Source organism: Kitasatospora sp. NPDC094015, from assembly GCF_040304075.1.
In the GTDB taxonomy this organism is placed as follows: Bacteria; Actinomycetota; Actinomycetes; order Streptomycetales; family Streptomycetaceae; genus Kitasatospora.
The window spans coordinates 66,356-90,649 of sequence record NZ_JBEOUL010000022.1; the positions used below are offsets into that span (position 1 = coordinate 66,356).

Annotated in this window: 18 protein-coding genes and 1 tRNA gene; 10 read left to right on the forward strand and 9 right to left on the reverse strand. The window is 74.8% G+C overall.

Going from position 1 to position 24,294, the window contains the following annotated elements; all coding sequences use genetic code 11:
• Positions 1-29: 29 nt before the first annotated feature.
• Both ABT014_RS24015 and ABT014_RS24020 read right to left on the reverse strand, forming a co-directional pair.
• The gene (locus ABT014_RS24015) at positions 30-1,511 is read right to left on the reverse strand and encodes an aminopeptidase P family protein (RefSeq protein ID WP_350641106.1); all 1,482 of its coding nucleotides are present in this window, start codon (positions 1,509-1,511) and stop codon (positions 30-32) included.
• A gap of 120 nt (positions 1,512-1,631) precedes the next feature.
• Positions 1,632-3,056 (reverse strand): PP2C family protein-serine/threonine phosphatase, encoded by a 1,425-nt coding sequence (locus ABT014_RS24020; RefSeq protein WP_350641107.1) that lies wholly within the window; start codon positions 3,054-3,056, stop codon positions 1,632-1,634.
• Between the two features lie 495 nt (positions 3,057-3,551).
• Between ABT014_RS24020 and ABT014_RS24025 the strand changes: the two genes are divergently transcribed.
• Positions 3,552-4,253, forward strand: coding sequence for a bifunctional DNA primase/polymerase (locus ABT014_RS24025; protein WP_350641108.1), 702 nt, complete (start codon positions 3,552-3,554; stop codon positions 4,251-4,253).
• A gap of 213 nt (positions 4,254-4,466) precedes the next feature.
• On the opposite strand, the gene ABT014_RS24030 is transcribed toward ABT014_RS24025, so the two are convergent.
• The 4 genes from ABT014_RS24030 to ABT014_RS24045 all read right to left on the reverse strand — a co-directional run bounded on the left by ABT014_RS24030 (position 4,467) and on the right by ABT014_RS24045 (position 8,819).
• On the reverse strand, positions 4,467-5,453 hold the full coding sequence (locus tag ABT014_RS24030) for a DUF5926 family protein (RefSeq protein WP_350641109.1): 987 nt from the start codon (positions 5,451-5,453) through the stop codon (positions 4,467-4,469).
• A 127-nt stretch (positions 5,454-5,580) separates the two neighbouring features.
• Complete coding sequence (locus ABT014_RS24035; RefSeq protein ID WP_502895089.1) at positions 5,581-6,198, reverse strand: ATP-binding protein; 618 nt, start codon at positions 6,196-6,198, stop codon at positions 5,581-5,583.
• A gap of 295 nt (positions 6,199-6,493) precedes the next feature.
• Positions 6,494-7,318, reverse strand: coding sequence for a glycerophosphodiester phosphodiesterase (locus ABT014_RS24040; RefSeq protein ID WP_350641111.1), 825 nt, complete (start codon positions 7,316-7,318; stop codon positions 6,494-6,496).
• A gap of 139 nt (positions 7,319-7,457) precedes the next feature.
• On the reverse strand, positions 7,458-8,819 hold the full coding sequence (locus ABT014_RS24045) for a purine-cytosine permease family protein (protein WP_350641113.1): 1,362 nt from the start codon (positions 8,817-8,819) through the stop codon (positions 7,458-7,460).
• A gap of 351 nt (positions 8,820-9,170) precedes the next feature.
• Between ABT014_RS24045 and ABT014_RS24050 the strand changes: the two genes are divergently transcribed.
• Both ABT014_RS24050 and ABT014_RS24055 read left to right on the forward strand, forming a co-directional pair.
• Positions 9,171-10,814 (forward strand): S1C family serine protease, encoded by a 1,644-nt coding sequence (locus tag ABT014_RS24050; protein ID WP_350641114.1) that lies wholly within the window; start codon positions 9,171-9,173, stop codon positions 10,812-10,814.
• Positions 10,815-10,875: 61 nt separating this feature from the next.
• Positions 10,876-10,963 (forward strand) — tRNA-Ser (locus tag ABT014_RS24055).
• 80 nt (positions 10,964-11,043) lie between these two features.
• On the opposite strand, the gene sigJ is transcribed toward ABT014_RS24055, so the two are convergent.
• Positions 11,044-11,928, reverse strand: coding sequence for an RNA polymerase sigma factor SigJ (sigJ, locus tag ABT014_RS24060; RefSeq protein ID WP_350641116.1), 885 nt, complete (start codon positions 11,926-11,928; stop codon positions 11,044-11,046).
• Between the two features lie 104 nt (positions 11,929-12,032).
• On the opposite strand from sigJ, the gene ABT014_RS24065 reads away from it, so the two are divergent.
• From ABT014_RS24065 to ABT014_RS24080, 4 genes are all read left to right on the forward strand, one after another.
• A complete protein-coding gene (locus ABT014_RS24065; protein WP_350641117.1) occupies positions 12,033-12,827 on the forward strand; it encodes an SDR family oxidoreductase in 795 nt (264 codons plus the stop codon).
• A 229-nt stretch (positions 12,828-13,056) separates the two neighbouring features.
• Positions 13,057-13,746, forward strand: coding sequence for a histone deacetylase (locus ABT014_RS24070; protein ID WP_350641119.1), 690 nt, complete (start codon positions 13,057-13,059; stop codon positions 13,744-13,746).
• Between the two features lie 171 nt (positions 13,747-13,917).
• Positions 13,918-15,282, forward strand: coding sequence for an FAD-binding oxidoreductase (locus tag ABT014_RS24075; protein WP_350641120.1), 1,365 nt, complete (start codon positions 13,918-13,920; stop codon positions 15,280-15,282).
• 431 nt (positions 15,283-15,713) lie between these two features.
• The gene (locus tag ABT014_RS24080) at positions 15,714-16,055 is read left to right on the forward strand and encodes a hypothetical protein (RefSeq protein WP_350641121.1); all 342 of its coding nucleotides are present in this window, start codon (positions 15,714-15,716) and stop codon (positions 16,053-16,055) included.
• A gap of 281 nt (positions 16,056-16,336) precedes the next feature.
• Here the strand turns inward: ABT014_RS24080 and ABT014_RS24085 are convergent, their stop codons facing one another.
• Complete coding sequence (locus tag ABT014_RS24085) at positions 16,337-17,398, reverse strand: EamA family transporter (RefSeq protein WP_350641122.1); 1,062 nt, start codon at positions 17,396-17,398, stop codon at positions 16,337-16,339.
• Positions 17,399-17,538: 140 nt separating this feature from the next.
• Between ABT014_RS24085 and ABT014_RS24090 the strand changes: the two genes are divergently transcribed.
• The 3 genes from ABT014_RS24090 (at position 17,539) to ABT014_RS24100 (ending at position 20,856) form a co-directional block, all read left to right on the forward strand.
• Positions 17,539-18,465 (forward strand): DUF1906 domain-containing protein, encoded by a 927-nt coding sequence (locus ABT014_RS24090; RefSeq protein WP_350641123.1) that lies wholly within the window; start codon positions 17,539-17,541, stop codon positions 18,463-18,465.
• Between the two features lie 172 nt (positions 18,466-18,637).
• On the forward strand, positions 18,638-20,299 hold the full coding sequence (locus tag ABT014_RS24095) for a long-chain fatty acid--CoA ligase (RefSeq protein WP_350641125.1): 1,662 nt from the start codon (positions 18,638-18,640) through the stop codon (positions 20,297-20,299).
• A gap of 71 nt (positions 20,300-20,370) precedes the next feature.
• Positions 20,371-20,856: a DUF4396 domain-containing protein gene (locus tag ABT014_RS24100; RefSeq protein ID WP_350641126.1), complete on the forward strand. Its 486-nt coding sequence runs from the start codon at positions 20,371-20,373 to the stop codon at positions 20,854-20,856.
• 46 nt (positions 20,857-20,902) lie between these two features.
• Here ABT014_RS24100 and ABT014_RS24105 read toward each other — a convergent pair whose 3' ends face one another.
• Positions 20,903-24,196 (reverse strand): hybrid sensor histidine kinase/response regulator, encoded by a 3,294-nt coding sequence (locus ABT014_RS24105; protein WP_350641127.1) that lies wholly within the window; start codon positions 24,194-24,196, stop codon positions 20,903-20,905.
• Positions 24,197-24,294 lie beyond the last annotated feature (98 nt).

Here is a 24,294-nt window from a genome sequence, read left to right on the forward strand (position 1 = left end):
TCGGGCCCGCCCCGTCGTGGGCGGCCGGCTCAGCGGGCCAGGCCGGCCATCCAGGCCTCGACCTCCTCGGCGCGGCGCGGCAGCCCGGCCGAGAGGTTCTCGTTGCCGTCGGCGGTGACCAGGATGTCGTCCTCGATCCGGACGCCGATGCCCCGGTACTCCTCGGGCACCGTCAGGTCGTCCAGCTGGAAGTACAGGCCGGGCTCGACGGTCAGCACCATGCCGGACACCAGCTCGGCGTCCACGTACGACTCGCGACGGGCGTGCGCGCAGTCGTGCACGTCCAGGCCGAGCATGTGGCCGGTGCCGTGCAGCGTCCAGCGGCGCTGCAGGCCCAGCTCCAGGACCTTCTCCAGGTCGTACACCGAGGAGTCGATCAGGCCCCAGGCCAGCAGGCGCTCGGCGAGCACCCGCTGCGCGGCATCGTGGAAGTCGCGGAACCGGCCGCCGGGGCGGACCGCCGCGATGCCGGCCTCCTGGGCGTCGAACACCGCGTCGTAGATCCGGCGCTGGAGCTCGTCGAACCGGCCGTTGATCGGCAGCGTCCGGGTGACGTCCGCGGTGTACAGGTTGGCGGTCTCCACGCCGGCGTCCAGCAGCAGCAGCTCGCCGGGGCGGACGTCACCGTCGTTGCGCACCCAGTGCAGGGTGGTGGCGTGCGGGCCGGCGGCGGCGATCGAGCCGTAGCCGACGTCGTTGCCCTCGACCCGGGCCCGGCGCCAGAAGGTGCCCTCGATCCAGCGCTCCGAGGTGGCCACGGCCTGGTCCAGCTCGCGGACCACGTCGGTGAAGCCCTTCACCGTGGCGGTGCAGGCGGCGCGCAGCTCGGCGACCTCCCACGCGTCCTTGACCAGGCGCAGCCCGCTCAGGAAGACCTTGAACTCCTCGTCCTTGCCGGCGTCCAGCTGCTCGCCGAGGGCGCTCTCCAGCTCCTCGTCGTACCCGCGCACGATCCGGGTCGGGCCCGGCGCGGCGGCCAGCTCCTCGGCGGCCGTGCGGACGTCCTTGCAGGGCAGCCCGTAGCGCAGCTCCGCCTCGGCCAGGCTGTACCGGCGGCCCACCCACAGCTCGCCGTAGCCGTCCAGCCAGAACTCGCCGTTCTCGCGGTCGGAGCGCGGGCGAAGGTAGAGGGAGAACGCGTGGCCCTCGGCGGCCGGCTCGCCGACCAGCACGGCGTCCTCGCTCTGGTCACCGCTGAGGTGGACGTACTCGCTGGCCGCGCGGAACGCGTAGTCGGTGTCGTTGGCCCGCACCCGCAGGTGGCCGGCCGGCACGACCAGGCGCTCGCCCGGGAAGCGGGCGGACAGCGCGGCCCGCCGCGCCGCCGTGTACGGCGCCTGCTCGACCGGCTCCAGGCCGCGCAGCTCGGTGTCGGCCCAGCCGGTCTTCATCGAGGCCGCGAGCTCGTCGGAGACCTCCGAGTAGAGCCCGTTCTTGCGGCCCTTGATCTCCTCCTCCGCCGCCAGGCCCTCAGGGTTGTCGGACACCGCCGGGGTACGGTCCTCGGTCACGTACGTCGCCTCCTTGCGCGCGTGGCGCCGCCCCGGCACCCCGGATCGCGGGGCGGTGGGCGGCCTCGGCTCCCATGGTACGGATGCCGGCCCGATCATCCGTTCGGAGGTTCGGGCCGGTCACTCGAAGCGGACCGCCAGCAGCACCAGGTCGTCCCTCGCCCCGTCCTGCGGTTCGTCACCGAGCAGCGTCTCCAGCAGGTGCGCGCACAGTCGGTCCGGGTCGAGCCGCACGTCCCGCGGCGCGTCCGCGGCCGCCCGCCGCAGCGCGGCCTGCCCGGCGTGCAGGGTCGGGCCGAGGCGCCGTGCCAGGCCCTCGGTGCACAGCACCAGCACGTCGCCGCGCTCGGCGGTGAACTCCACCCCCGGCGCCTCCCAGCAGCTGAGCATGCCGAGCGGCGCGGAGAGCGAGGTCTCCACGAAGTCGGCGCCGTGCCGGCCGACCAGCACGGGCGGGCAGTGGCCGGCGCCGGCCAGCGTCACCCGGCGCTCCTGCGGCTGGACGCAGGCGTAGACGGCGGTCGCGGACCGGTTCGGTTCGGTGGTCTTGAGCAGCAGCTCCAGGTCGCCGAGCACCGACACCGGGTCCTCGCCCTCCAGCACCGCGTACGCGCGCAGCGCCGCCCGTACCCGGCCCATCGCCGCCGCCGCCCCCGCGGCGGCGCCCGGACCGGCGCCCGGCCGGTCCGCCGAGACGCTGCCGACGGTGAGCCCGAGCGAGCCGTCGGGCAGGGCCACGGCGTCGTACCAGTCGCTGCCGCAGGAGTGCTCCAGGGCGGCCGGCCGGTAGCGGACCGCCAGCCGGACCCCGGGCAGCACCGGCAGGTGGTCGGGCAGCAGGCTGCGCCGCAGCGCCCCGGTGGCGCGCACCGCGGTGTCCGCCTCCAGCTGCCGGGACAGCAGCGGCGCCGCGAACTCGCAGTACCGCTCGACCAGCTGCCGGCGGCGCTCGTCCGGGCGGGCCGGCTCGTCGTAGAACCAGACCGCGGCCGCCAGCGGGCCGTCCTGCTCGGTGGCCAGGGTCAGTGCGTAGCAGGCGCCGAGGCCGAGCTGGGCGGCCACCTCGCGGAACCGGTGGCCGACACCCGGGTCCTCGGCCAGGTCGGTGATCATCAGCCGGCCGGTCTCCGACGGGCGGCTGAGCAGGCCGGCGAACGGGCCGTGCTCGGCCGGCACCGTCTCCAGCGCGCCGATCCCGGCCCGGTCCAGGCCGAGCCCGACCGGTCGGCCGGAGCCCCGGGCGGTGGTGGTCACCAGCCCGCGCGGCGCCCCGAGCAGGGCCGCGCCGGAGGCGAGCACGGTCTCCAGCGCGGCCGGCAGGCCCCGGGTGCGGGCCAGCAGCTCGGTGTGCTCGTGCAGGCTGGTGAAATCGGACAGCCATCCGGCCAAACGGTCCTGCACCCCGTCCGGCGACACGGCCGGGAAGCCGGCCACCAGATCGTCCGCCGCCGGCTCCGGCAGCGTGGCGGAGGTGCTCGGCCCGGCCACCGGGCCGGACGGAGCGGACTCGGTCGGCACCAGGTGGAGCGGCCGGGCATCGGTCATCTCGGAACTCCCCGCAAAGTGGTACGTGTCACGCAGGACCCCCGGCACCGCCCAAAACGACTGCTACCTCTACTACTCGGCAACAATCCACCACTTGTACACAGGCCGATCGGGGCATGTCCAGAATTCTGACAAGGCCCGCCGAGCCGGCCCGGGAGCCCGGAAGGGCCGCTCCGGCACCCCGGCCCGGCCGCCCGGGAGGCGCCGGCGGTGGCACCGCCCGGCCGACGCGTCGTCAAGTGGCGGTCCGGATCGTATGCTTCGCATCCGCGCCGGTCGCCCACCCGGGTTTGGACTCACTCGTACGGTGGAACCAGGAGCTCCCGGCAGGCGTCCATCCGGACGTATGAGGGATTCTCGTTCCAGCGGGCCGGTCCACCCGGCCCCGCCCCTCAGCCACCCCTGGGTCACCTCGGCCGGGCCGTGCGGCAGCCGCCGGCCGACGCGTTGATCGACGGTCCCGTGCTCCATGGTCGCGGAAAGGAACGAGTGCCCATGCGTCGGACACGTCGTCGACTGGAGCCGCTGCGGCGGGCCGTGACCCGGTGGCGGCCGGACTCCTGGCGGGAGCTGCGCCCCCGGCGGCCCGGGGCCCGGCGCCGCGCACTGGCGGCCGCCCTCGCGGCGGCCGAGCTCGGCTGGCCGGTCCTGCCGGGCGCCCGCACCGTCCGCGGCCCCGCCGGCCCGTGCTCCTGCGGCGACGTCTGCTGCCCGGTGCCCGGCGGCCATCCGCACGAGCCCTCGTTGCTCGCCGCCACCACCGACGCCCGGATGGTGCGCTGGTGGTGGGAGCGGTGCTCGCCCGGTGCCCCGGTGCTGGTGGCCACCGGCCGGACGGTCTGCGCGGTCAGCGTCCCGGCGGCGGCGGGGGCCCGGCTGCTGGCCTGGTTCGACGGGATCGGCGTGCCGCTCGGCCCGGTGCTGGCCACCCCGAACAGGTACCTGCTGCTGGTGGCGCCGTACACGCTGGAGGAGTTGGGCGAGCTGCTGGCCGAGCGGGCCTGGGTGCCCGGTTCGCTGCGCTACCACGGCCCCGGCGGCTACCTGCCGCTGCCGCCGTCACGGACCGGGAGCGGCACCGTGCAGTGGGTGCGCCCGCCACGCCCGGACGGTCCCTGGCTGCCGCAGATCGGCGCGCTGCTGGCCGGGCTGATCGCGCTGGCCGCGGCGCCCGACGGCACCCGGATGCCGTTCTGACCGGCGGGTGTTGGACCGCAGGCGTACTGTTCCGCGCGGTGGCCGGAAAAAGGAAAGGCCCGGCCGCTGGCGACGGGGGATGCACCAGCGACCGGACTGTTTAAAACAGTAACAAAGATCCGCGTGCGCGCCAATTTGTCCGCGCGGCCCGGGTCTTGGAATCCTCCGCGACCAGGACCGATGCGGGCGAATTGTGACACCCGTCACCATTCGTCAGTTCAGCGTGACCTGACGGTTCACCAGATTGGCGCGGGAGCGGCGCTCTTCGGCGGTGAGCGGGGCACTCTCCTTCAGCGCCGCGGCCAGCTTCTCGGCGAAGGCGGCGGCGGGCTGCTCGCAGTCGGCCGCGGTCATCTCCAGCGGCAGGTCCCAGACCGGCACGATCAGGCCGTGCGCGCGGAACGAGCCGACCAGCCGGGTGTCCTCGCCGAGCGAGGCCTCGCCGGCGGTGGAGAGCCGGGCCAGCGCGTCCAGCAGCTGCTCCTCGGGCACCGTCATGACCCAGCGCAGGTGGTTCTTGTCCGGGGTGCCGCACCAGTACGCCGCGTCCACGCCGGCCAGCTTCTCGGTCGGGATGGCGGAGGCGTTGGCCCGCTCCAGCGAGGCCGCCACCTCGCCCTCGGCGCCCTCCGAGTCCTCCAGCCAGAACTCGAAGCCGGTGTGCACGTCCGGGACGAACGCGGCCTCGGTGTCCAGCAGTTCCTGCAGCCGGCGGCCGCCGGGCACGGTCCGGCGGGACGGCACGGGGCTGCCCGGCGCGGTGGTCAGCGCCAGCTCCAGGGCGTCCGCGAGGTCGCGGCTCAGGTCGCCGGAGGAGGACTGGGTCTGCAGCCCCAGCAGGATCGAGCCGTCCGGACGGCGCAGCGCCGGCCAGGCCAGCGGGAGCACGGTGGCCAGCGTCACCGACGGCACCTCGCCCTCGGCCTGCTCGGCCACCCCGGCGGCCAGCGTCAGCGGCACGGTGGCGGCGGGCACCAGCTCGCGCAGGGCCACCCAGTCGGCCTCGCCCGGCAGCCCCTCGAACGGACGGTGCACCAGCTCCTGCACGGCGTGCGCGGCCTCCCGCCCGTGGCACGCCTTGTACCGGCGGCCCGAGCCGCACGGGCACATCTCGCGGGCGCCGACGACCGGGACCTCGCCCGCGGTCACGGTGCTGGACTGGCTGCGCTGCGGCGACTTCTTGGCGGCCTTCTTGGCCATGGTGCGGCTCTCCCGGTGACGGCGACGTCTTGCTCCGGGCAGCCTACTGAGATTTCCGGGGCTTCCCCGCGCACGGCGCCCTGGTACGCCGTTCGGGTGGCGTGGCCGGCCTTCCGAAGGAGCGGGCCTACGCGCTGCGGGCGTGCGGGCCGGCGCTGTCGGGCAGCGTCGTCGGAGCGGTCGCCGGGCGCCCGTCGGCCGGCAGCTCGGCCCAGACCGTCACCCGGCCGGGTGCGTGCCGCACCCCCCAGTCGCTGGCCAGCTCGCCGACGATGTTCAGTCCGCGGCCGCCGCGGGCGGTCACCGAGGGCCGGGCGGGCAGCGGTCTGGTCACCGCGCCGCCGTCCGTGACCTCCAGGGTGAGCAGGCCGTCGACGTGGGTCTGCCAGTGCACCAGCACCCCGCCGGGCTCGCCGTCCTGGTCCCCGTCCGGGCCCCGGTCGCCGGCGGGCTCGGCCACGCCGAGCCGGACCGTCCCGCCCGCGGTCACCAGGTGACCGGCCGGCAGTTCCACGTCCCGGTCGAGCTCGGCCAGCAGGGCCAGCGGCCGGGCGTAACGACAGGAATTGCTGAGCAGTTCGGAGAGGATCAGAACCGCGTCGTCAATCACCGAATCCGGAATCTTCCGATCGCCCAGATCGCGCCGCAACTGCCGTCGCGCCACACCCACGCTCGCCGGACCGTGCGGCACCGCCAGGGTCGATGAAGCCGGCCCGGCCTTCTCAGGCACAGAACGCGCCACCATCAACGCCACCCCCGGACCTCCTTCAGCTTCTGCCGAGGGATGGATGCCCCTTGGGATTGCGTCGGAAACGAGCGTTCACAGATCCCTGACGGCCATTTCGGGCACCGCAACGCACGGTGCCCAAAAGACGATTAGATGCTCACGTTCTGTGGTGAAACAGGTCGGAATTACCCCGGCGCGTACGTTGCGCCCCCTTCCGCGCCCCTTCACCCCCGCGCGCCCGAATACGCGCACCAGCGGGGCCCGATCGGCGCCCCGGCCGGCCGCGACCGGCACCGCACGGTGGCCGGCGGGCTCAGCGGCCGAGCTGGTCCAGCACCTGGCGCGGCCGGTTGGTGATCAGCGCCTCCACGCCCAGCTCCAGGCACAGTTCCACGTCGGCCGGCTCGTCCACGGTCCACACGTGCACCTGGTGCCCGGCCTTGCGCAGCGCCGGCACCAGGCCGGGGTTGCGCCGCACCAGCTCGATCCCCGGCCCCGCGATCCGGGCCCCGCCGGGGAGCGCGGCCGTGCGGCCCAGCAGCGGGAGCCGGCGCTCCAGCAGGTACACGGTCGGCACGGCCGGCGCCGCCCGGCGGATCCGGTGCAGGGCCAGCTCCGAGAAGCTCATGATCCGAACGGTCGACCCGTCGGGACCGGTCGCCGCGCCGGGCAGCAGGCCGAACCGGTCCAGCATCTTCAGCAGCTCGGCCTCCACCCGTCCCGCGTACCGGGTCGGGTGCTTGGTCTCGATGGCCAGCTCGATCCGGCGGCCGCTGTCCGCCACCAGCTCCAGCAGCTGGGCCAGGGTCAGCACGGGGGCCGGGCTCGGGTCCTGCGGCGACTTCCAGGACCCGAAGTCCAGCTCGCCGAGCTGGGCCAGCGTCATCGCGGACACCGTGCCGCGGCCGTCCGAGGTGCGGGCCACCGTCCGGTCGTGCACGCAGACCAGCTCGCCGTCGGCGGTCAGCCGGACGTCGCACTCCAGCCCGTCCGCGCCCTCCTCGATCGCCAGCCGGTAGGCCTCCAAGGTGTGCTCGGGCAGGGCGGCCGAGGAGCCGCGGTGCGCGATGACCTTGACCGACCTGCGGTCCGGGGAGCCGGCCGAGGCGGCGGCGGGGTCGAGGCTCTGGGTGTCCACGACGATCACCCTACGCGGGCCCGGATGGCCGAAAGCCGCCGGCACCGGGAACGTGCGGTGAACAGCTCCCCGGTGACGGCGGCTCCGGACGGCGCAGCGGCGCGGTCGGCCTGACACCGTACGGGCGGTCCGTACGGTGTCAGGCCGACCGACGGACCAGCGTGGTCGCCCAGGTGGCGAGCGCCGCGGTCAGGAAGGCGAACAGCGAGGCCGAGGTCCACGCCTGCGGGACGAAGCCCACCGCCGACTGCAGGTCCTGCCAGAAGCCGGTCCACCAGCCGGCGACCGCGGTCGGCGCGATGAACTGGTAGGTGGCGAAGCCGATCGCCCAGGGCAGCAGCATCAGCCAGCGGGCCGGGGCGTCCTGCTCCAGGTTCCAGCCGGTGCGGCCGGCGCCGAAGAAGTAGTCGACCGCGAGCACCGCGAACAGCGGCACGAACACCGCGCCGATCAGGTACAGGAAGTTGGTGTAGCCGGCGCTGAGCTCGTGGATCCACAGCGCCAGGCCGGTGACCAGCGTGCCGATGCCGACGGTCAGCACCCGGCGGTCGACCCGGGGGAAGAGGTTCTGCACCGACATCGCCGTCGAGTACACGTTGGCGAACGACTGGTCGGTCTCCCGCACCACCAGGACCAGCAGGAACAGCCAGCCCGCCGTCACCCCGGTGAAGGAGTCGAAGATCTTGGTGCTGTCGCCGTGTTGCTGGAGCAGGGCGATCAGGCCCAGCACGTAGCACCAGACCTGGGCCACCGTGTAGCCGGAGAAGGTGCCCCAGAACGAGGTGCCGGGGGTGCGCGAGTGCCGGGTGTAGTCCGCGGCCAGCGGGACGAAGGAGATCGACACCGCGATCACCGCGTCGGTGGCGGTCAGGAAGCCGTCCCAGTTGCCCGCCCCCGGGTCGGGGAAGCCCTGCCGGCCGAGCTGGACGGTGAAGTAGACCATCGCGACGCCCACCGCGACCGCCACGTACTTGCGCAGCACCGCGATCGCGCCGAGCGGCCAGATCGTCAGCACCGTGGTCAGCCCGCCCGCCAGCAGCACGAACAGCCAGCGCCAGCCCTGGGTGCCGACCACGTTCTGGGCCCCGCCCGCGATCACGATCAGCTCGAACAGCCCCCAGCCGATGCACTGCGCGATGTTCAGCACGGTCGGCAGGTACGAGAGCCTGGTCCCGAACAGCCCGCGCAGCACCGCCATCGCCGGGGCGCCGGTCCGGGCGCCGATCAGCGCGGCCACCCCGAGCATCGCGGTACCGATCACGGTGCCGACCACGATCGCCGTCACGGCCGCGACGAAGGACAGCTCCGCCCCCGCCGTCCCCAGCACGGTGGCGGCGCTGGAGAAGCCGATCAGGCTGACGCCCAGATTGGCCCAGAGCGCGAACTGCGCGCGGAAGTCGAGCGTTCTGGGGGGCTCGGTGTCGAGCACCAGAGGCGCCTCGGGGCGCTCGGCCACGGCGGTGGCGGAGCTGGAGGCAGGGGAAGACGAAACAGCCGTCATGGCCGATACTCCCTACGCCGGCATTACCCGGACAGGTTCCGGCGGTCTGCGCTCCCTCGACCACTCCCGCCGTGATACCCATGGCGTACGGTCGAACAGCGCACTCTCAGCCTGGTGGGTCCAAGCTCCCGCGTCGTTTCAGTTTGGAGCGCCAGGCTAACGGTCGGCGGCTCGAACGCCAAGGCCAGGGAGATGCCGTCCGCATCGCGGAACCGCCGGCCGGGCGGCGCGGCCGCGGGTTGTCGGGAGCACCTAAGCATTCTCATGACTTCTTCAGGGGGCTGCTTACGGCAACCGAATCGGCTATGCGAAAAACTATGGCCAAGGTCCTGTCAGCTATGGAGGTCGTCCGTGAGCACCGAGCACGAGAGTGGGTCCACCGGGCCGCAGGAGGGTCGGACCTCCGGCGTCCCAGAGGCGGGTGCTCCGGGTACTGACACCACGTCGGCCGCCACGCCGCCGGCGGGTGGCGAACCCGCAGACACGCTCGCCCTGTCGAAGCCGGTCGCCCCGCCGGCGCCCGAGTACATCGACGCGCCCCCGCCGGTGGCGCCCGCCGCGCCCGGCTACGCCAGCGCCCCGCCGCCGGCCGCCCCCGCGCCCGAGCCCGCCCCGGCCCCGATGGCGCCGCCGGTGCCGGCCGCCCCGGTGTTCGCCGAGGGCACGCCGCCGCGCGACCCGTACGCCGCGCCGGGCACCCCGGCCGCGCACCCGCAGCCCGGCCACCAGCCGCCCGCCGGCGACCCGGCCCACCACCCGTTCGGCGCCGGCCACCCGCTCGGCGGCTGGGGCACCCCGCCCGGCGGCACCGGCGGCCCGGGCCAGCCCGGCGAGTGGGGCACCCAGGGCACCCCGCCCGGCCCGCGCCGCAAGCGCGGCAGCCTGATCGCCCTGGTCGCGGCCGTCGCCCTGGTGGCGGGCCTGGCCGGCGGCGCGATCGGCGTCTCGCTCACCGACGGCAAGGACGGCGGCGTCAGCTCCTCCAGCCGCACCAGCACCACCGTGACGGTCGGCGACAACAAGAAGGCGCTCGACCGCGCCCCGGAGTCGGTCGCCGGCATCGCGGCCGCCGCCCTGCCCAGCACCGTCACCATCAAGGCCCAGGGCTCCAGCGAGTCGGGCACCGGCACCGGGTTCGTCTTCGACACCGAGGGCCACATCCTCACCAACAACCACGTGGTCGCCCCGGCGGCCAGCGGCGGCAAGCTGACGGTGAAGTTCTCCGACGGCTCCTCCTACCCGGCATCCGTGGTCGGCCGGGCCCAGGGCTACGACGTCGCCGTGGTCAAGCTCGACAACCCGCCCAAGGACAAGCTGGTCCCGCTCGCGCTCGGCGACTCCGACAAGGTCGCCATCGGTGACGCCACCATCGCGATCGGCGCCCCGTACGGTCTCGAGGGCACCGTCACCACCGGCATCGTCAGCGCCAAGGACCGCCCGGTGGCCTCCGGCGACGAGACCGGCTCGCAGGCTTCGTACATGAACGCGCTGCAGACCGACGCCTCGATCAACCCCGGCAACTCCGGCGGCCCGCTGCTGAACGCCTCCGGCCAGGTCATCGGCATCAACTCGGCGATCCAGTCCAACACCAGCGGCTCCAGCGGCAGCCGGGCGGGCTCGATCGGCCTCGGCTTCGCGATCCCGATCAACCAGGCCAAGTGGGTCGCCGAGACGCTGATCAAGGACGGCACGCCGGTCTACGCGATCCTCGGCGTGCTGCGCAACGACGACTACAAGGGCGACGGCGCGCAGATCCAGACCAAGGACGTCCAGGGCACCCCGGCCGTCACCCCGGGCGGCCCCGCCGACCAGGCCGGCCTCAAGCCGGGCGACGTCATCACCAAGCTCGGCGGCATCGCGATCGACAGCGGACCGACCCTGGTCAGCGAGATCTGGACGCACAAGCCGGGCGAGAAGGTCGACGTCGAGTACACCCGCGACGGCAAGACCGCCAAGACCACCGTCACCCTCGGCGAACGCAAGGGCGACAACTGACCCACCCCCCGGAAACGGTGTGCACCGAACCCCGCCGGACCCGTTAGGCTGGCCTCCGCCTGGAGAGCTGCCCGAGCGGCCTAAGGGAACAGTCTTGAAAACTGTCGTGCGGTGACCCCGTACCGTGGGTTCGAATCCCACGCTCTCCGCTGGTGGTGAAAGCCTCGATCAGGGCGGGTACCGACATCGGTCGGTACCCGCCCTGACGGCGTTCCGGGGCGCCGGGGCGTCAGCGGTCCAGCGCGGACAGGTCGAGGGCGGCGAGGCGCTCGGGGTCGGCCAGCACGTCGATGGCGACGATCCGCCCGGCCGTGACGGTGAACGCCATCACGGAGAGCCGGCGGCCCTGCGCCGCGACCACCACGCCGGCCGTCCCGTTGATCAGCGCCGGCCGCACGAACGGGGCCAGCCCGCCGAAGGTGACCGCCTGCCCCGCCACCGTCCGCGCGCCCCGCAGCACCACGGTGCGGCGGGCCCGCACGACGCCGCCGTCCGAGCGCAGCACCACGTCCGGGTCGAGCACCGCGACCAGCGCGTCGAGGTCCCCGTCGCGGGCGGCCGCGAAGAACGCGCCGACCACCTCGCGCTGGCGCCCGAGGTCGGGGTCGGGCACCGGCGCCTGCCCCTGCACCCGGCGGCGCGCGCGGCTGGCGAGCTGCCGGGCCGCGGCCGGGGTGCGCTCGATCAGCGGCGCGATCTCGTCGAAGGGCACCGCGAACATGTCGTGCAGCACGAACGCCAGCCGCTCCGCCGGGCCCAGCGTGTCCAGCACCACCAGCAGCGCCAGCCCGACCGAGTCGGCCAGCAGCGCCTGGTGCTCGGGGTGGCCACCGTCCTCGCGGTCGATCAGCGGGTCCGGGATCCGGGCCTCGAGCGGCTCCTCGCCCCGGCGTTCGTGCGAGCGCAGCACGTTCAGGCACAGCCGCGCGACCACCGTGGTCAGCCAGGCGTCCAGGTTCTCGATGTCCTCGCCGCCGGTCCGCGCCAGCCGCAGCCAGGCCTCCTGCACGGCGTCCTCGGCCTCGCTCAGCGATCCGAGCATCCGGTAGGCCACCGCGCGCAGTCGCGGCCGGTTCGCCTCGAAACGCTCCGTCAGCCGAAGGATCTCGTCCACCGTGTCACATCCCGTCCGGGCGTGGGGTCGTAGCAGCAGGTGCACGAAAACCTAGCTGATCGTCCCGGGGGCCGGACCCCCGGACGGAGGATTCTGGAGGAGCCATGACGTCACCCATCCTGGTCACCGGCGGCACGGGCACGCTGGGACGCCTGGTGGTCCCCCGCCTCCTGGCGGCCGGCCGCCCGGTCCGGGTGCTCAGCCGCCGCGGCGGCGATCACGCCGAGGCGGCACCGGGCGCCGGTACGGCGGCCACCGTCGAGTACGTGGCCGGCGACCTGCTCGCGGACCAGGGCATCGACGCCGCGCTGGCCGGCGTGCAGACCGTCCTGCACCTCGCCGGCGGCCCCAAGGGGGACGACGAGGCGACCCGCCACCTGGTGCGGGCCGCCGTCGGCACCGGGCAGGTGCGGCACCTGGTGTACGTCTCGGTGATCGGGGCGGACAAGGTCCCGCTCGGCTGGTTCCGCGCCAAGCGGGACGCCGAACGCGCGGTGGCCGGCTCCGGCCTGCCGTGGACGACGCTGCGGGCCGCCCAGTTCCACGACCTGGCCCTGACCGTGGTGGAGAAGATGGCCAAGCTGCCGATGATCCCCGTCCCGGGCAGCCTGCGGTTCCAGCCGGTGGACGCCCGCGAGGTGGCCGACCGGCTGGTCGAACTCGCCCTCGGCGAGCCGGCCGGCCTGGTACCGGACCTGGCCGGACCCACCGTGTACGGGCTCGACGAGCTCAGCCGCGGCTACCTGCGGGCCCGCGGACGGCGCCGGCCGATGCTGCCGGTCCGGATGCCGGGGGCGGCCGGCCGGGCGTACCGGTCCGGCGACAACCTCAGCCTCGCCGGGGCCACCGTCGGCCGGCGCAGCTGGGAGGAGTTCCTGGCGGAGCGGGTGACCCGGTAGCGGTCCGCCCGGCCCGCACCGCCCGGCCCGCACCGCCGGGCCCCGCCCGGCCCGTACCGCCCCGCCCCGTACCCCCGCCCGGGTGGAACCCGCGCCGCACCGGCCCGCCGCCCCGCACCGGGCCGGCCCGTCCCGCAGAATCGCGCCGGGCCGGCCCGCGAGCCGCCGCGCCCCGCCCGGGCCGCCGGCCCGGACGCACCGCGCCCGCGGCGGAGCAGGGACGGGACGGATGACCACGAGCACGGTGTACCGCCCCGACTCCCGGCCGGACCCGCCGCCCGCGTCCCCCGCTCCCGACGACCGGATCTGGTACGCCGCCTACGCCTCGAACATGCTGCTCGCCCGGCTGACCTGCTACCTCGCCGGCGGCCGCCTCGCCGAGGGCGACCGCGACCACCCGGGCAGCCGGGACCGCCGCCCGCCTGAGCGGTCGGTGCCGCTGCTGCTGCCCGGCCGCCTGCACTTCGCCCTGGAGTCGCTGGTCTGGGGCGGCGGCATGGGCTTCTACGACCCCCTGGACGAAGGCGAGTTGCCGGCCCGCGGCTACCTGCTGCGGGCCGGCCAGTTCGCCGACATCGCCGCCCAGGAGGTCCGCCGGGCACCCGGGACCGACCTCGACCTCAGCACCGTCCTGGCCGACGGGCGGGCCGAGTTGGGCGCCGGGCGGTACCAGACCCTGCTGTGCGTGGGCGCCGTCGCCGGTCTCCCGGTGCTCACCTTCACCGCACCCTGGCGCACCGCCGAGGCGGAGCTGAACCCGCCGTCCGCGCGCTACCTGCGGGTGCTCGCCGCCGGGCTGCGCGAGGCGCACGGCTGGGACGCCGACCGCTGCGCCCGCTACCTGAGCAGCCGCCCGGGGGCGAGCGGGGCCTGGTCCGCCGCCGGTGTCCGGCGCGCGCTCGGCGCGACGGCGGACTGAACGGTCGCCTCGCCCGACGGCGGACTGAACGGTCGCCTCGCCCGACGGCGGACTGAAGGGTCGCCCCGCCCCACGGCCGGGCCGCGCCGCCCGCCGACGCAGCCTTGCGGCCGCCCCGGCCGGGCGGAAGAGTGCGGAGCGGGACAGGTGCACGAGGAGCGGAGGCATGCCGTGAGTGATCTGGTCGACCGGTTGGTGCAGGGGCTGCCCGAGGACGCCGTGGTGGTGGACCCGGACGTGACGGCCGCCTACGCCCGGGACATGGCGGGCTTCTGCGCCGCCGGGGCGCCGGCCGTGCTGGTCTTCCCGCGGGACGTCGAGCAGGTGCGGCACGTGCTCCGGACGGCGACCGCGCTGCGGGTGCCGGTGGTGCCGCAGGGCGCCCGCACCGGCCTGTCCGGCGGCGCCAACGCGGTGGACGGCTGCATCGTGCTCTCGCTGGTGAAGATGGACCAGATCCTGGAGATCGACCCGGTCGACCGGCTGGCCGTGGTCGAGCCGGGCGTGGTGAACGCGGTGCTGTCCCGGGCGGCCGGCGAGTACGGGCTGGCCTACCCGCCGGACCCGTCCAGCTGGGAGTCCTGCACCATCGGCGGCAACATCGCCACCGGCGCGGGCGGCCTGTGCTGCGTCAAGTACGGGGTGACCGGCGAGTACGTGCTCGGCCTCGACGTGGTGCTGGCGGACGGGCGGCTGCTGCGCACCGGGCGCCGGACGGCCAAGGGCGTGGCCGGCTACGACCTGACCCGGTTGCTGGTGGGCTCCGAGGGCACCTTGGGGGTGGTGGTGCAGGCGACGCTGGCGCTCCGCCCGGAACCGGCGCCGCCGCTGGTGCTGGCCGCCGAGTTCGCGGGGACGGACGCGGCCTGCGCGGCGGTCTGCGAGGTGATGGCCCGGGGCTTCACGCCCTCGCTGATGGAGCTGATGGACGCCACCACCGTGCGGGCGGTGAACGAGATGGCCGCGATGGGGCTGCCGGCGAGCACCCAGGCGCTCCTGCTGGTGGCCTTCGACGGGCCGGCGCAGGAGGCCGAACTCGCCGCGGTGGCCGAGATCTGCCGGACGGCGGGGGCCACCGAGGTGGTGCCGGCCGAGGACCGGGCGGAGTCCGATCTGCTGCTCCAGGCCAGGAGGCTGGCGCTGCCGGCGCTGGACCGGCTGGGCACCACGATGATCGACGACGTGGCGGTGCCGCGCTCCCGGCTGGCGCAGATGCTCCGCGGGGTGGCCGAGATCGCCGAACGCGGCGGCCTGACCATCGGGGTGGTCTCGCACGCGGGCGACGGCAACACCCACCCGGTGGTGGTGTTCGACGCGACCGATCCGCAGGAGACCGCCCGGGCCGAGCAGTCCTTCGAGGAGATCATGGCGCTGGGGCTGGAGCTGGGCGGCACGGTCACCGGGGAGCACGGCATCGGTCTGCTCAAGCGCGACTGGCTGGCCAGGGAACTGGGCCCGGTGGGCCTGGCGGTCCAGCGGCAGATCAAGTCGGTCTTCGACCCGCTGGGAATCATGAATCCGGGTAAGACCCTCTGACGTTCATTCAAATGACCATCCGGCCACCGCGGTTAAGTCGACAATGGATGGCCGAAAGCACCCTGCGGTATGGCCGGCTTCCCTATCAAGGCGGCGTGCGACCGGATTTGTGCGCCGAGGTGGTGCGGTCGGTGTGCGACCGGTCGGGTGCGCGCCCGGCGTGAATCCGGCTGGTGAGCCGGCCGTTCGTGCCAATCTCCTTGCCCCTGGCGGAGTGTCTGTCGACGAACCTTCTCCGGTGGGGCTATGCGTGCTGCGCCCGAGATCACGCTAACGGGCGAAAAGCCGTTCCGGTGCTGGCGCTTTGTCGATTTGTTGCGGAAGGCTGTCTCTCGGCGTCGCAGCCCTGCGGGGGTTCGTCTGGCCGCGAACTCCCTTATATGTCAATAAAATTGCAGCCCTTTCCGGGCTGAAGGCTTCTTGGAGGACTCATGGCGCGCTTCCGTAACCGCACCACCCGCCGGTTCGCCGGTCTGCTGGTCGCCGCACCGCTCGCGGCCGGTCTGCTGATCGCCGGCGCCGGCTCGGCGGTCGCCGACAACGGTGCGCTGGCCGGCGACGGTTCCAACAGCAGCGTGGTGTCCAACTTCGGCAGCGGGAACATCTTCGGCTCGGTCGACGGCAACTACAACGCAACCCAGCAGACCGCCACGGGCTCGGGCGCCTCGAACCAGAACAGCAATGTGGGGGTCAAGGACAACTCGGGCTTCGTCTTCACCGATCAGTCCAACAAGAACTTCAGCTTCGTCTTCGCCCCGGTCTTCGGCGGCTGACGCCGAGGTCGGAGCGACACCCAGGGCCCCGATCCCGAATCACCCGTACCACCACTGACGGCGGGGGCGCCGGCAGTCCGGGACGCGGTGCGGGCCGGCCGGTCGAGGTTCGACCGGTGGGCCGGGAGGGGCCGGGTACGACATCCGGGAGCGGAAAGGGTCACCGCACTCCGGCGATGACGGGCGGCACCGGCAACGGCGCCGCCCGTCGGCGTTCCCCCGCACCACCCCGGCGGGCGCCCCGCTCCCGGCGAAGCGGGGCCCCGCCGGGGAAGCCGCCCTCAGCGCCGCGAGGTCAATGTGGCCCCGACGCTGGCCACCACCACGCAGGCGATCCCCGCCACCTGCACCCACCCCAGCAGCTGGTGCAGCACCACCAGCCCGACCAGCGCGCTGACCGCCGGGTCCAGGCTGACGATCACGCTGAACACCCGCTGCGGCATCCGGCGCAGCGCGGCCATCTCCAGCGCGTACGGGATGACCGGGATGAGCAGCGCCACCCCGGCGACCGCGAGCAGCAGCAGCGCAGGGGCGCCGGCGTCCGCCAGCCCGTGCCAGGCCTCGGCCGCACCGAACGGGGCCAGGGCCAGGGCGCCGATGGTGAACGACACCGCCAGCCCCTCGAAGCCCTTGAAGACGGCCCCGACCTTGTCCGTGAACAGGATGTACCCGGCGTAGCAGGCCGCGGCCCCGAAGGCGTACGCCAGGCCGACCGGATCCAGCCCGCCGCCGTCCGTGCCCTCGCCCAGCAGGGTGAGCAGCACCACCCCGCCGCCGGCCAGCAGGGCCCAGAGCAGGTGGGAGACCCGGCGGGCCAGCGCCAGCGCGACCGCGAGCGGCCCGAGGAACTCGATGGTCGAGGCGGTGCCCATCGGCAGCCGGTCGACCGCCCCGGCGAACAGCGAGGTCATCCCGGCCGAGGCGACGCCGAGCAGCACCGCCAGGCCCAGGTCCCGGCGGCTGCGGCCGCGCAGCCGGGGGCGGGTCACCGCGAGCAGCAGCACGGCGGCGAAGGCGAGCCGCAGGAAGGTGGCGCCGCCGACCCCGAGCGCGCCGAACAGCGGCTTGGAGGCGGCGATGCCCAGCTGAACGGCGAACATCGACACCACGCACAACAGCGGCGCCGGGATGTTCCCCAGGCGCCGCTGTGTCTCCGCGATCCGCGAGCCGGCCGTCGGCCGGCCCGTCGGGGCCTTACCGCCCGGGGGCGGATCGGCGGCGACGGTGGGCGCCGCGCCGCGTCGTCGCCAACCACCACGCTCGCCGGCGGGCTCTCCCTTGGGGGAGGGCGGCATGGCAAGGGCATCGGCGAGAGCCGGCTCGCAGGTGTTGGCGCTGGGCATGGAGACGAGTGTGGCGTAAGGAGTGCAGAACCTCCAAACTCATTACCACTTGCTGAGACGGTGCCCCCGACCAGGTGAAACGGGTCCGCTCCGCTGCGCGGCACGGGATCACCCTGATGACGGATCAGTAGGACTGGAGGGTGCGCTACCTAGGTCCCGCAGCCCTGACCGCCGCCTCCCTCGTCCTGCTCCTCGCCACCGACGGCACCGTCCTCGACGGCGGCCGGGGCCTCGGCGGGACGCTGCACGCGGGCCTCGCGGCGGCGCCCGCCCCCACGCCCCCGCAGCCACCGCCCCGGCGGCGGGTGCTGAGCGACCCCCGCGCGAAGCGGGAGGCCCTGCCGAGCGAGGTGTTCACCGGTGCCGGCTTCGACGCCTGCACCGCACCCCCGCCGGAGACCATGCGCGCCTGGCGTGCCGCCTCCCCCTACGGCGCGATCGGCATCTACAGCAGCGGCGACCAGCGCGCCTGCGACCAGCCCCGGCTGACCGCGGCCTGGGTGCGCGAGGTCCGCGCCATGGGCTGGCAGCTGATCCCCACCCACGTCGGCCTGCAGGCGCCGTGCCGGGCGTCCGCGGGCAAGCCGAAGCGGATCGATCCCGACCGGGCCGTGCAGCAGGGCCGGGACGAGGCCGCGCTCGCGGTCCGTGGCCTGCGGTCGCTCCAACTGGCCACGGGCAGCCCGGTCTACCTGGACATCGAGTCCTACCCGCGCGGGGACGCCGCCTGCAGCCAGGCCGTCATCGACTTCACCCTGGGCTGGACCCAGGCCCTGCACGCCGCCGGCTTCCACTCCGGCTTCTACTCCAGCACCGACTCCGGCATCGCCGACCTGGCCGCCGCCGCCCGGGTCGGCAGCTCCCCGCTGCCGGACGCGGTCTGGTACGCCCGCTGGGACGACCGGGCCGACACGGTGGACGGCAGTGGCCCGCTCGGCGCCGACCTGTGGGCCGGCCACCAGCGGATCCACCAGCACCACGGCAACGTGGCGGAGACCTACGGCGGTGTCACCCTCACCGTCGACCGCGACCAGCTGGACACCCTGGTCGCCCTGGTCGCCCCCTGATCCGCGCGGCCGTCCGCCGGGCCCCGCCGGCCCCCGCCCCGCCGTCCGCGTGACCGGGACAACGGGGAACGGGTGCTGACAGCAAGGCCCGCGACCGGCAAAATCGGGGCGCGACCGCCCTCCCCTACCGGCGGGTAGTCGCCCCCAGGTGCCGCCAGGTCAAGGAGGACCCGTGTTCAGCACGATGCAGGACGTCCCGCTCACCGTCGCCAGGATCCTCACCCACGGCTCGACGGTCCACGGCAGCGCCACCGTCACCACCTGGACCGGGGCCGATCCGGTCACCCGGACCTACGCCGAGGTCGGGGCCCGGGCCGCGCAGCTCGCGCACGCCCTGCGCGACGAGCTCGGGGTCACCGACGGGAGCGTGGTCGGCACCCTGATGTGGAACAACGGCGAACACCTGGAGGTCTACCTCGCGGTGCCGTCCACGGGCGCCGTGCTGCACACCCTCAACCTGCGGCTGCCCGCCGCCCAGCTCTCCTACATCGTCAACCACGCCGCCGACCGGGCGATCATCGTCGACGGCAGCCTGCTGCCCCTGCTCGCCGGGATCCTGCCGCAGCTGAACCCGACGCTCCGGCACATCGTGGTCAACGGCGAGGGCGACCGCTCGCTGCTGGACGGCTTCGCCGGCACCGTGCACGGCTACGAGGAGCTGATCGCCGGCCGCCCGCAGGAGTACCCCTGGCAGACCGACCTGGACGAGCGCCGGGCCGCCGCCCTCTGCTACACCTCGGGCACCACCGGGGACCCCAAGGGCGTGGTCTACAGCCACCGTTCGGTGTACCTGCACTGCCTCCAGGTCAACGCGGCGGACAGCTTCGGCCTCACCTCCCGGGACCTCGCGCTCCCGGTCGTCCCGATGTTCCACGTCAACGCCTGGGGCCTGCCGCACGCCGCGTTCATGACCGGCGCGAGCCTGCTGATGCCCGACCGCCACCTCCAGCCCCGGCCGCTCGCCGAGATGATCGACCGCTTCCGGCCGACCGTCAGCGCCGCCGTCCCCACCATCTGGAACGGGCTGCTGGACGAGCTGGACGCAGGCAGCTACGACACCTCCTCGCTGCGGATGGTGGTCATCGGCGGCTCGGCCTGCCCGCCCGCCCTGATGAAGGGCTTCGAGGAGCGCCACGGCATCCAGGTGGTGCACGCCTGGGGGATGACCGAGACCTCCCCGCTGGGCACCTTCGCCCTCCCGCCCGGCGGCCTGACCCCCGAGCAGGAGTGGCCGTACCGGGTCACCCAGGGGCTGTTCCCGGCCTCGGTCGAGGCCCGGTTGGTCGGCCCCTCCGGCGAGCGGATGCCGCACGACGGCCACGCCCAGGGCGAGCTGGAGGTCCGCGGCCCGTGGATCGCCGGCGCCTACTTCGCCGGGGCCGGCCAGGACCCGGAGCGGCCCGCGGACAAGTTCAGCGAGGACGGCTGGCTCCGCACCGGGGACGTCGGCACCATCACCGCCGACGGCTACCTGACGCTGACCGACCGGGCCAAGGACGTGATCAAGTCCGGCGGCGAGTGGATCTCCTCGGTCGAGCTGGAGAACCACCTGATGGCCCACCCCCAGGTCGCCGAGGCGGCCGTGGTCGCCGTCCCGGACGAGAAGTGGGGCGAACGCCCGCTGGCCACCGTCGTGCTGCGGCCCGGGGCCGAGGTCGGCCTGCCCGAGCTGCGGGAGTTCCTGGCCGGGCGGATCGCCTCCTGGCAGCTGCCGGAGCGCTGGTCGATCGTGGCGGCGGTGCCGAAGACCAGCGTCGGCAAGTTCGACAAGAAGGTGATCCGGGCCGAGTACGCGGCCGACCGGCTCCAGGTCACCGTCCTCGGCAAGGCGTAACCGCGGGGAATACCCCCGGGGGGTATCCGGGTTCTCCTGATCGGACCGCAGGTCGAACAGGAGGCTCCGCCATGGACCACCGACACCACCAGCACCACCGGCACGCTGCGCCGGCCCCGACCGACCGGGGCTGGCGCACCGCCGCCCAGGCCACCCTGCACTGCCTCACCGGCTGCGCCGCCGGCGAGATCCTCGGCCTGGTCATCGGCACCGCCCTCGGCCTGCACAACGGCGCCACCGTGGCGCTCTCGATCGCGCTCGCCTTCGCCTTCGGCTACGCGCTCACCATGCGCGGGGTGCTGCGCGCCGGGCTCGACCTCGGCCACGCCTTCAAGGTCGCGCTGGCCGCCGACACCGTCTCGATCGCCGTCATGGAACTGATCGACACCGGCACCGTGCTCGCCGTCCCCGGCGCCATGGACGCCGGCCTGGGCGACGCGCTGTTCTGGACCTCGCTCGCCGCCGCGCTGCTGCTGGCCTTCCTGCTCACCGTCCCGGTCAACCGCTGGCTGATCGGGCGCGGCCGGGGCCACGCGGTCGTCCACGCCCACCACTGAGCTGCCGCGCCCGCCGCGTTCCCGAAGCCGGCGGCCGCGGCGGGCCTCAGCCGACCTGGCTGACCTCGCCCATCGCGCCGATCCGCCCCAGCAGGTCGACGATCCGCGACTGCACGTCCTCGCTGGTCGACCGCTCGGCCAGGAACAGCACCGTCTCCCCGGTCCGCAGCCGCGGCAGCTCCTGCGGGTCGAGGTCGACCGAGGTGTACACCACCAGCGGCGTGCGGTGCAGCCGGTCGTTGGCGCGCAGCCAGTCCAGCAGCCCCACCCGGCGGCGGCGGACCTGGAGCAGGTCCATCACCACCAGGTTGGGCTGCACGCTGCTGGCCCGGGAGACCGCGTCGTTCTCGTCCAGCGCGTGCTCGACGTGCATCCCGCGCCGCTCCAGGCTGCTGATCAGGGCGGCCGCGATGTCCGGGTCCGACTCCACCAGCAGCACCCGGGCCGCGTGGTTCTCGCCGTCCCGCGGCGCCAGCGCCCGCAGCAGCACCGCCGGGTCCGCGCCGTACGCGGCGTCCCGGGTGGCCTGGCCCAGACCGGCGGTGACCAGCACCGGCACCCGGCTGTTCAGCGCGGCCGTCCGCAGCGACTGCAGCGCCGTCCGGGTGATCGGGCCGGTCAGCGGGTCGACGAACAGGGCCGCCGGGAAGCCCGACACCTGCGCGTCGACCTCCTCCCGCGAGCGGACGATCACCGGCCGGTACCCGCGGTCCTGCAACGCCTGCCGGGTCGACGGATCCGGCTCCGGCCACACCAGCAGCCGGCGGGCACCGTCCACCGCGGGGGTCACCATGGTCGGCGGGTCCGCCGCGGCCGCCCCGGGGGGCAGCTCCTCCGGACGCCCCGCGCCCGACATCGGCAGCTCCGAGACCGGCCGCGGCGGCGTCCGGCCGCCCGCCGGCGCCGGCTCGGTCTGTCCGCCCTCGCCGCTCTCGGCCGCCGGCAGCGCGGCCCGCTCGACCGCCTGGCCGGTCCGGGCCACCGCCACCGCCTGCACCGGCGCGTCCGCGAACGCGCTCGGGAAGGCACTCGCGAACCCGCCGCCCAGCGGCCGCGGCGGCGCCAGCTCGCCCAGCCCGCTGCCGACCGGCCGGGGCGCCTGCCCCGCACCGTCACCGACCGGCGCGGCCGCCGGCAGCTCCGCCCGGGCCGGCCTGGCCAGCTCCAGTTCACCGGCCGGCTCGGGCGCCTGCACGGGCAGCGGTGCCTGAACGGGCTGCGCGCCCTCCGCGCCGCCGCTCACCGGCACGCTCTCGCCGGACTCGGCCGGGGCACCGGGCACCGCCAGCCTGCGCCGCCGCCCGGTCGGCCGGACGGCCGGCGGCTCCGCCGGCGCCTCGCCCTGACCGGGCACCGCGACCGCGGCCGGCAGCGACTGCTCCAGACCCGGGTACAGGGCCGCGCCCGGCTCCGGGATCCCGGGGATCGACAGGCCGCCCGACGACTCGTCACCCGCGGGCAGCCCGCGCCGCCGCCGCGACGGGCGGGCCGGCTCGGCCGGGGCCTCCACCGGCTCCGCCACCGGTTCGCCCGGTTCGGCCGCCGGCCCCAGCGCGATCGCGCTCCGCCCCGGCGCCGGGGTCGACCCGTGCTCGGCCGCCTGGCCGGTGGGCACCCCGCGCCCGTCCGAGCCGGCCCGCTCCGTCCGGCCGTCCCGCGCCGCCGCTCCCTCGCCCTCCGCGCGCTCCGGGCCAGCCTGCTCGCCGCCCGGCTCGCCCGCGGCCGCCGCCACCTGCGGCAGGTCCGGCAGCATCGCCGTGTCCGTCTCCTTGGGCACGCTGCTCGACCGGCCGGTGCGCGGCGCCGACGGGTCGAGCGGCAGCTCCACCACGTACGTCGTCCCGGCCCGGTTCGGCAGCTCGTGCCGCTGCAGCACGCCGCCGTGCAGCTCCACGGTGGCGCGCGCGATCGGCAGGTGGACCGGGCTCGGGCGGCGGGACGGCCCGCGCACCTCGATCCGGGCCACCTCGCCGCGCTGCGCGGCCGCCAGCACCACCATCGGCAGTTCGGTGCCGTTCGCGGGCAGCGCCGGCACCCCGAGCCCGGGTGCGTCGGAACGGATCCCGGCGACCTCCAGCGACGGTGTGACACCACTCACATCGGCGACCAGGTGCGCCAGCGCCCGGGCCAGCCGGTCCCGGTCGACCGAGAGCTCGACCGGCGCCGCGTGCACCGAGTAGCGCACCCGGCCCGGCCCGACCAGCTCGCCCGCCCGCTCCACGGCCCGCTTGACCACCGAGTCCAGGCCGACCTCGGCCCGCTCCAGCTCCTCCTTGCCGGCCTCCACCGCCTGCTCGAAGTCCTGGTGCGCGAGCACCCCGTCGATCAGCGCGGAGAACCGCCGGCACTCGTCGGCCAGCCGCCGCAGGGTCCAGTTCGCCTCCGGCCAGAGCTGCCCGGCCGGATCCCCGGCCAGTGCGTCTATCCGCCGGTGCAACGCGCCCAGCGCGTCGCCGAGCTCGTGCTCCAGCACGGCGGTCAGGTGCTCGTTGCGGGCGACCAGCGCCAGTTCCTTGGTCCGGTCGGTGAACGTCATCACCGCGCCGACCAGCTGGTCGCCGTCGCGCACCGGCGCCGTGGTGAGGTCCACCGTCACCGGGGTGCCGTCCTTGCGCCACAGCACGGTGCCGCGCACCCGGTGCTTGCGGCCCGAGGTGAGGGTGTCCAGCAGCGCCGAGCCCTCCAGCGCCAGTGGCGTGCCGTCCGCCTGGGAGTGCTGGATCAGCGGGTGCAGCTCCCGACCGCCGAGCTCGCTGGCCCGGTAGTCGAGGATGTGCGCGGCGGCCGGATTGACCAGCACCACCCGGCCGTCCAGGTCGACCCCGAGCACGCCCTCGGCGGCGGCCCGCAGGATCATCTCGGTCTGCTTGTGCTGCCGGCGCAGCTCCGCCTCGACGCCGGTCCGGCCGGTGAGGTCGCGGACCAGGAGCAGCAGCAGCCCCTGGCCGCCCGTCCCGCCGGACTCCCGGTACGGGTCGTAGGACAGGTACCCGGGGCTGTCGCCCCCGGTCCGGTCGTCCTCGAAGTCGTTGCCGGCCACCTCGACCGGGAAGCTGGAGCCGTCGGTGCGCCGGGCGGTCATCCGCACCGGGGCGTCAAGTCGTTCGGGCTCGCTCGCCTTGGGCCGCATCGAGCCGGGGATCCGGCTGGGATCGAACTCGGGCAGCAGGTCCAGCACGCCCATGCCCACCAGCGAGGTGCCGGGGGCCTGGAGGCTCTGGACGGCGGCCTTGTTGGCCTCCACGACGGTGCCGTTGCTGTTCACCAGCAGCAGCGCGTCGGGCAGGGCGTCGAGTATCGCGGCGAGGCGAGCAGCGCCTCGGGTCGGCCTGCTGCTCACGTCGACAGGTCTCCTCACGGCTGGGGGCCGCCGCTGCGACTCGCGGCACGCGCTCTCCTCGGGAGACTGGAGTATCTCATTCTTCTTTGCGCCGTGGA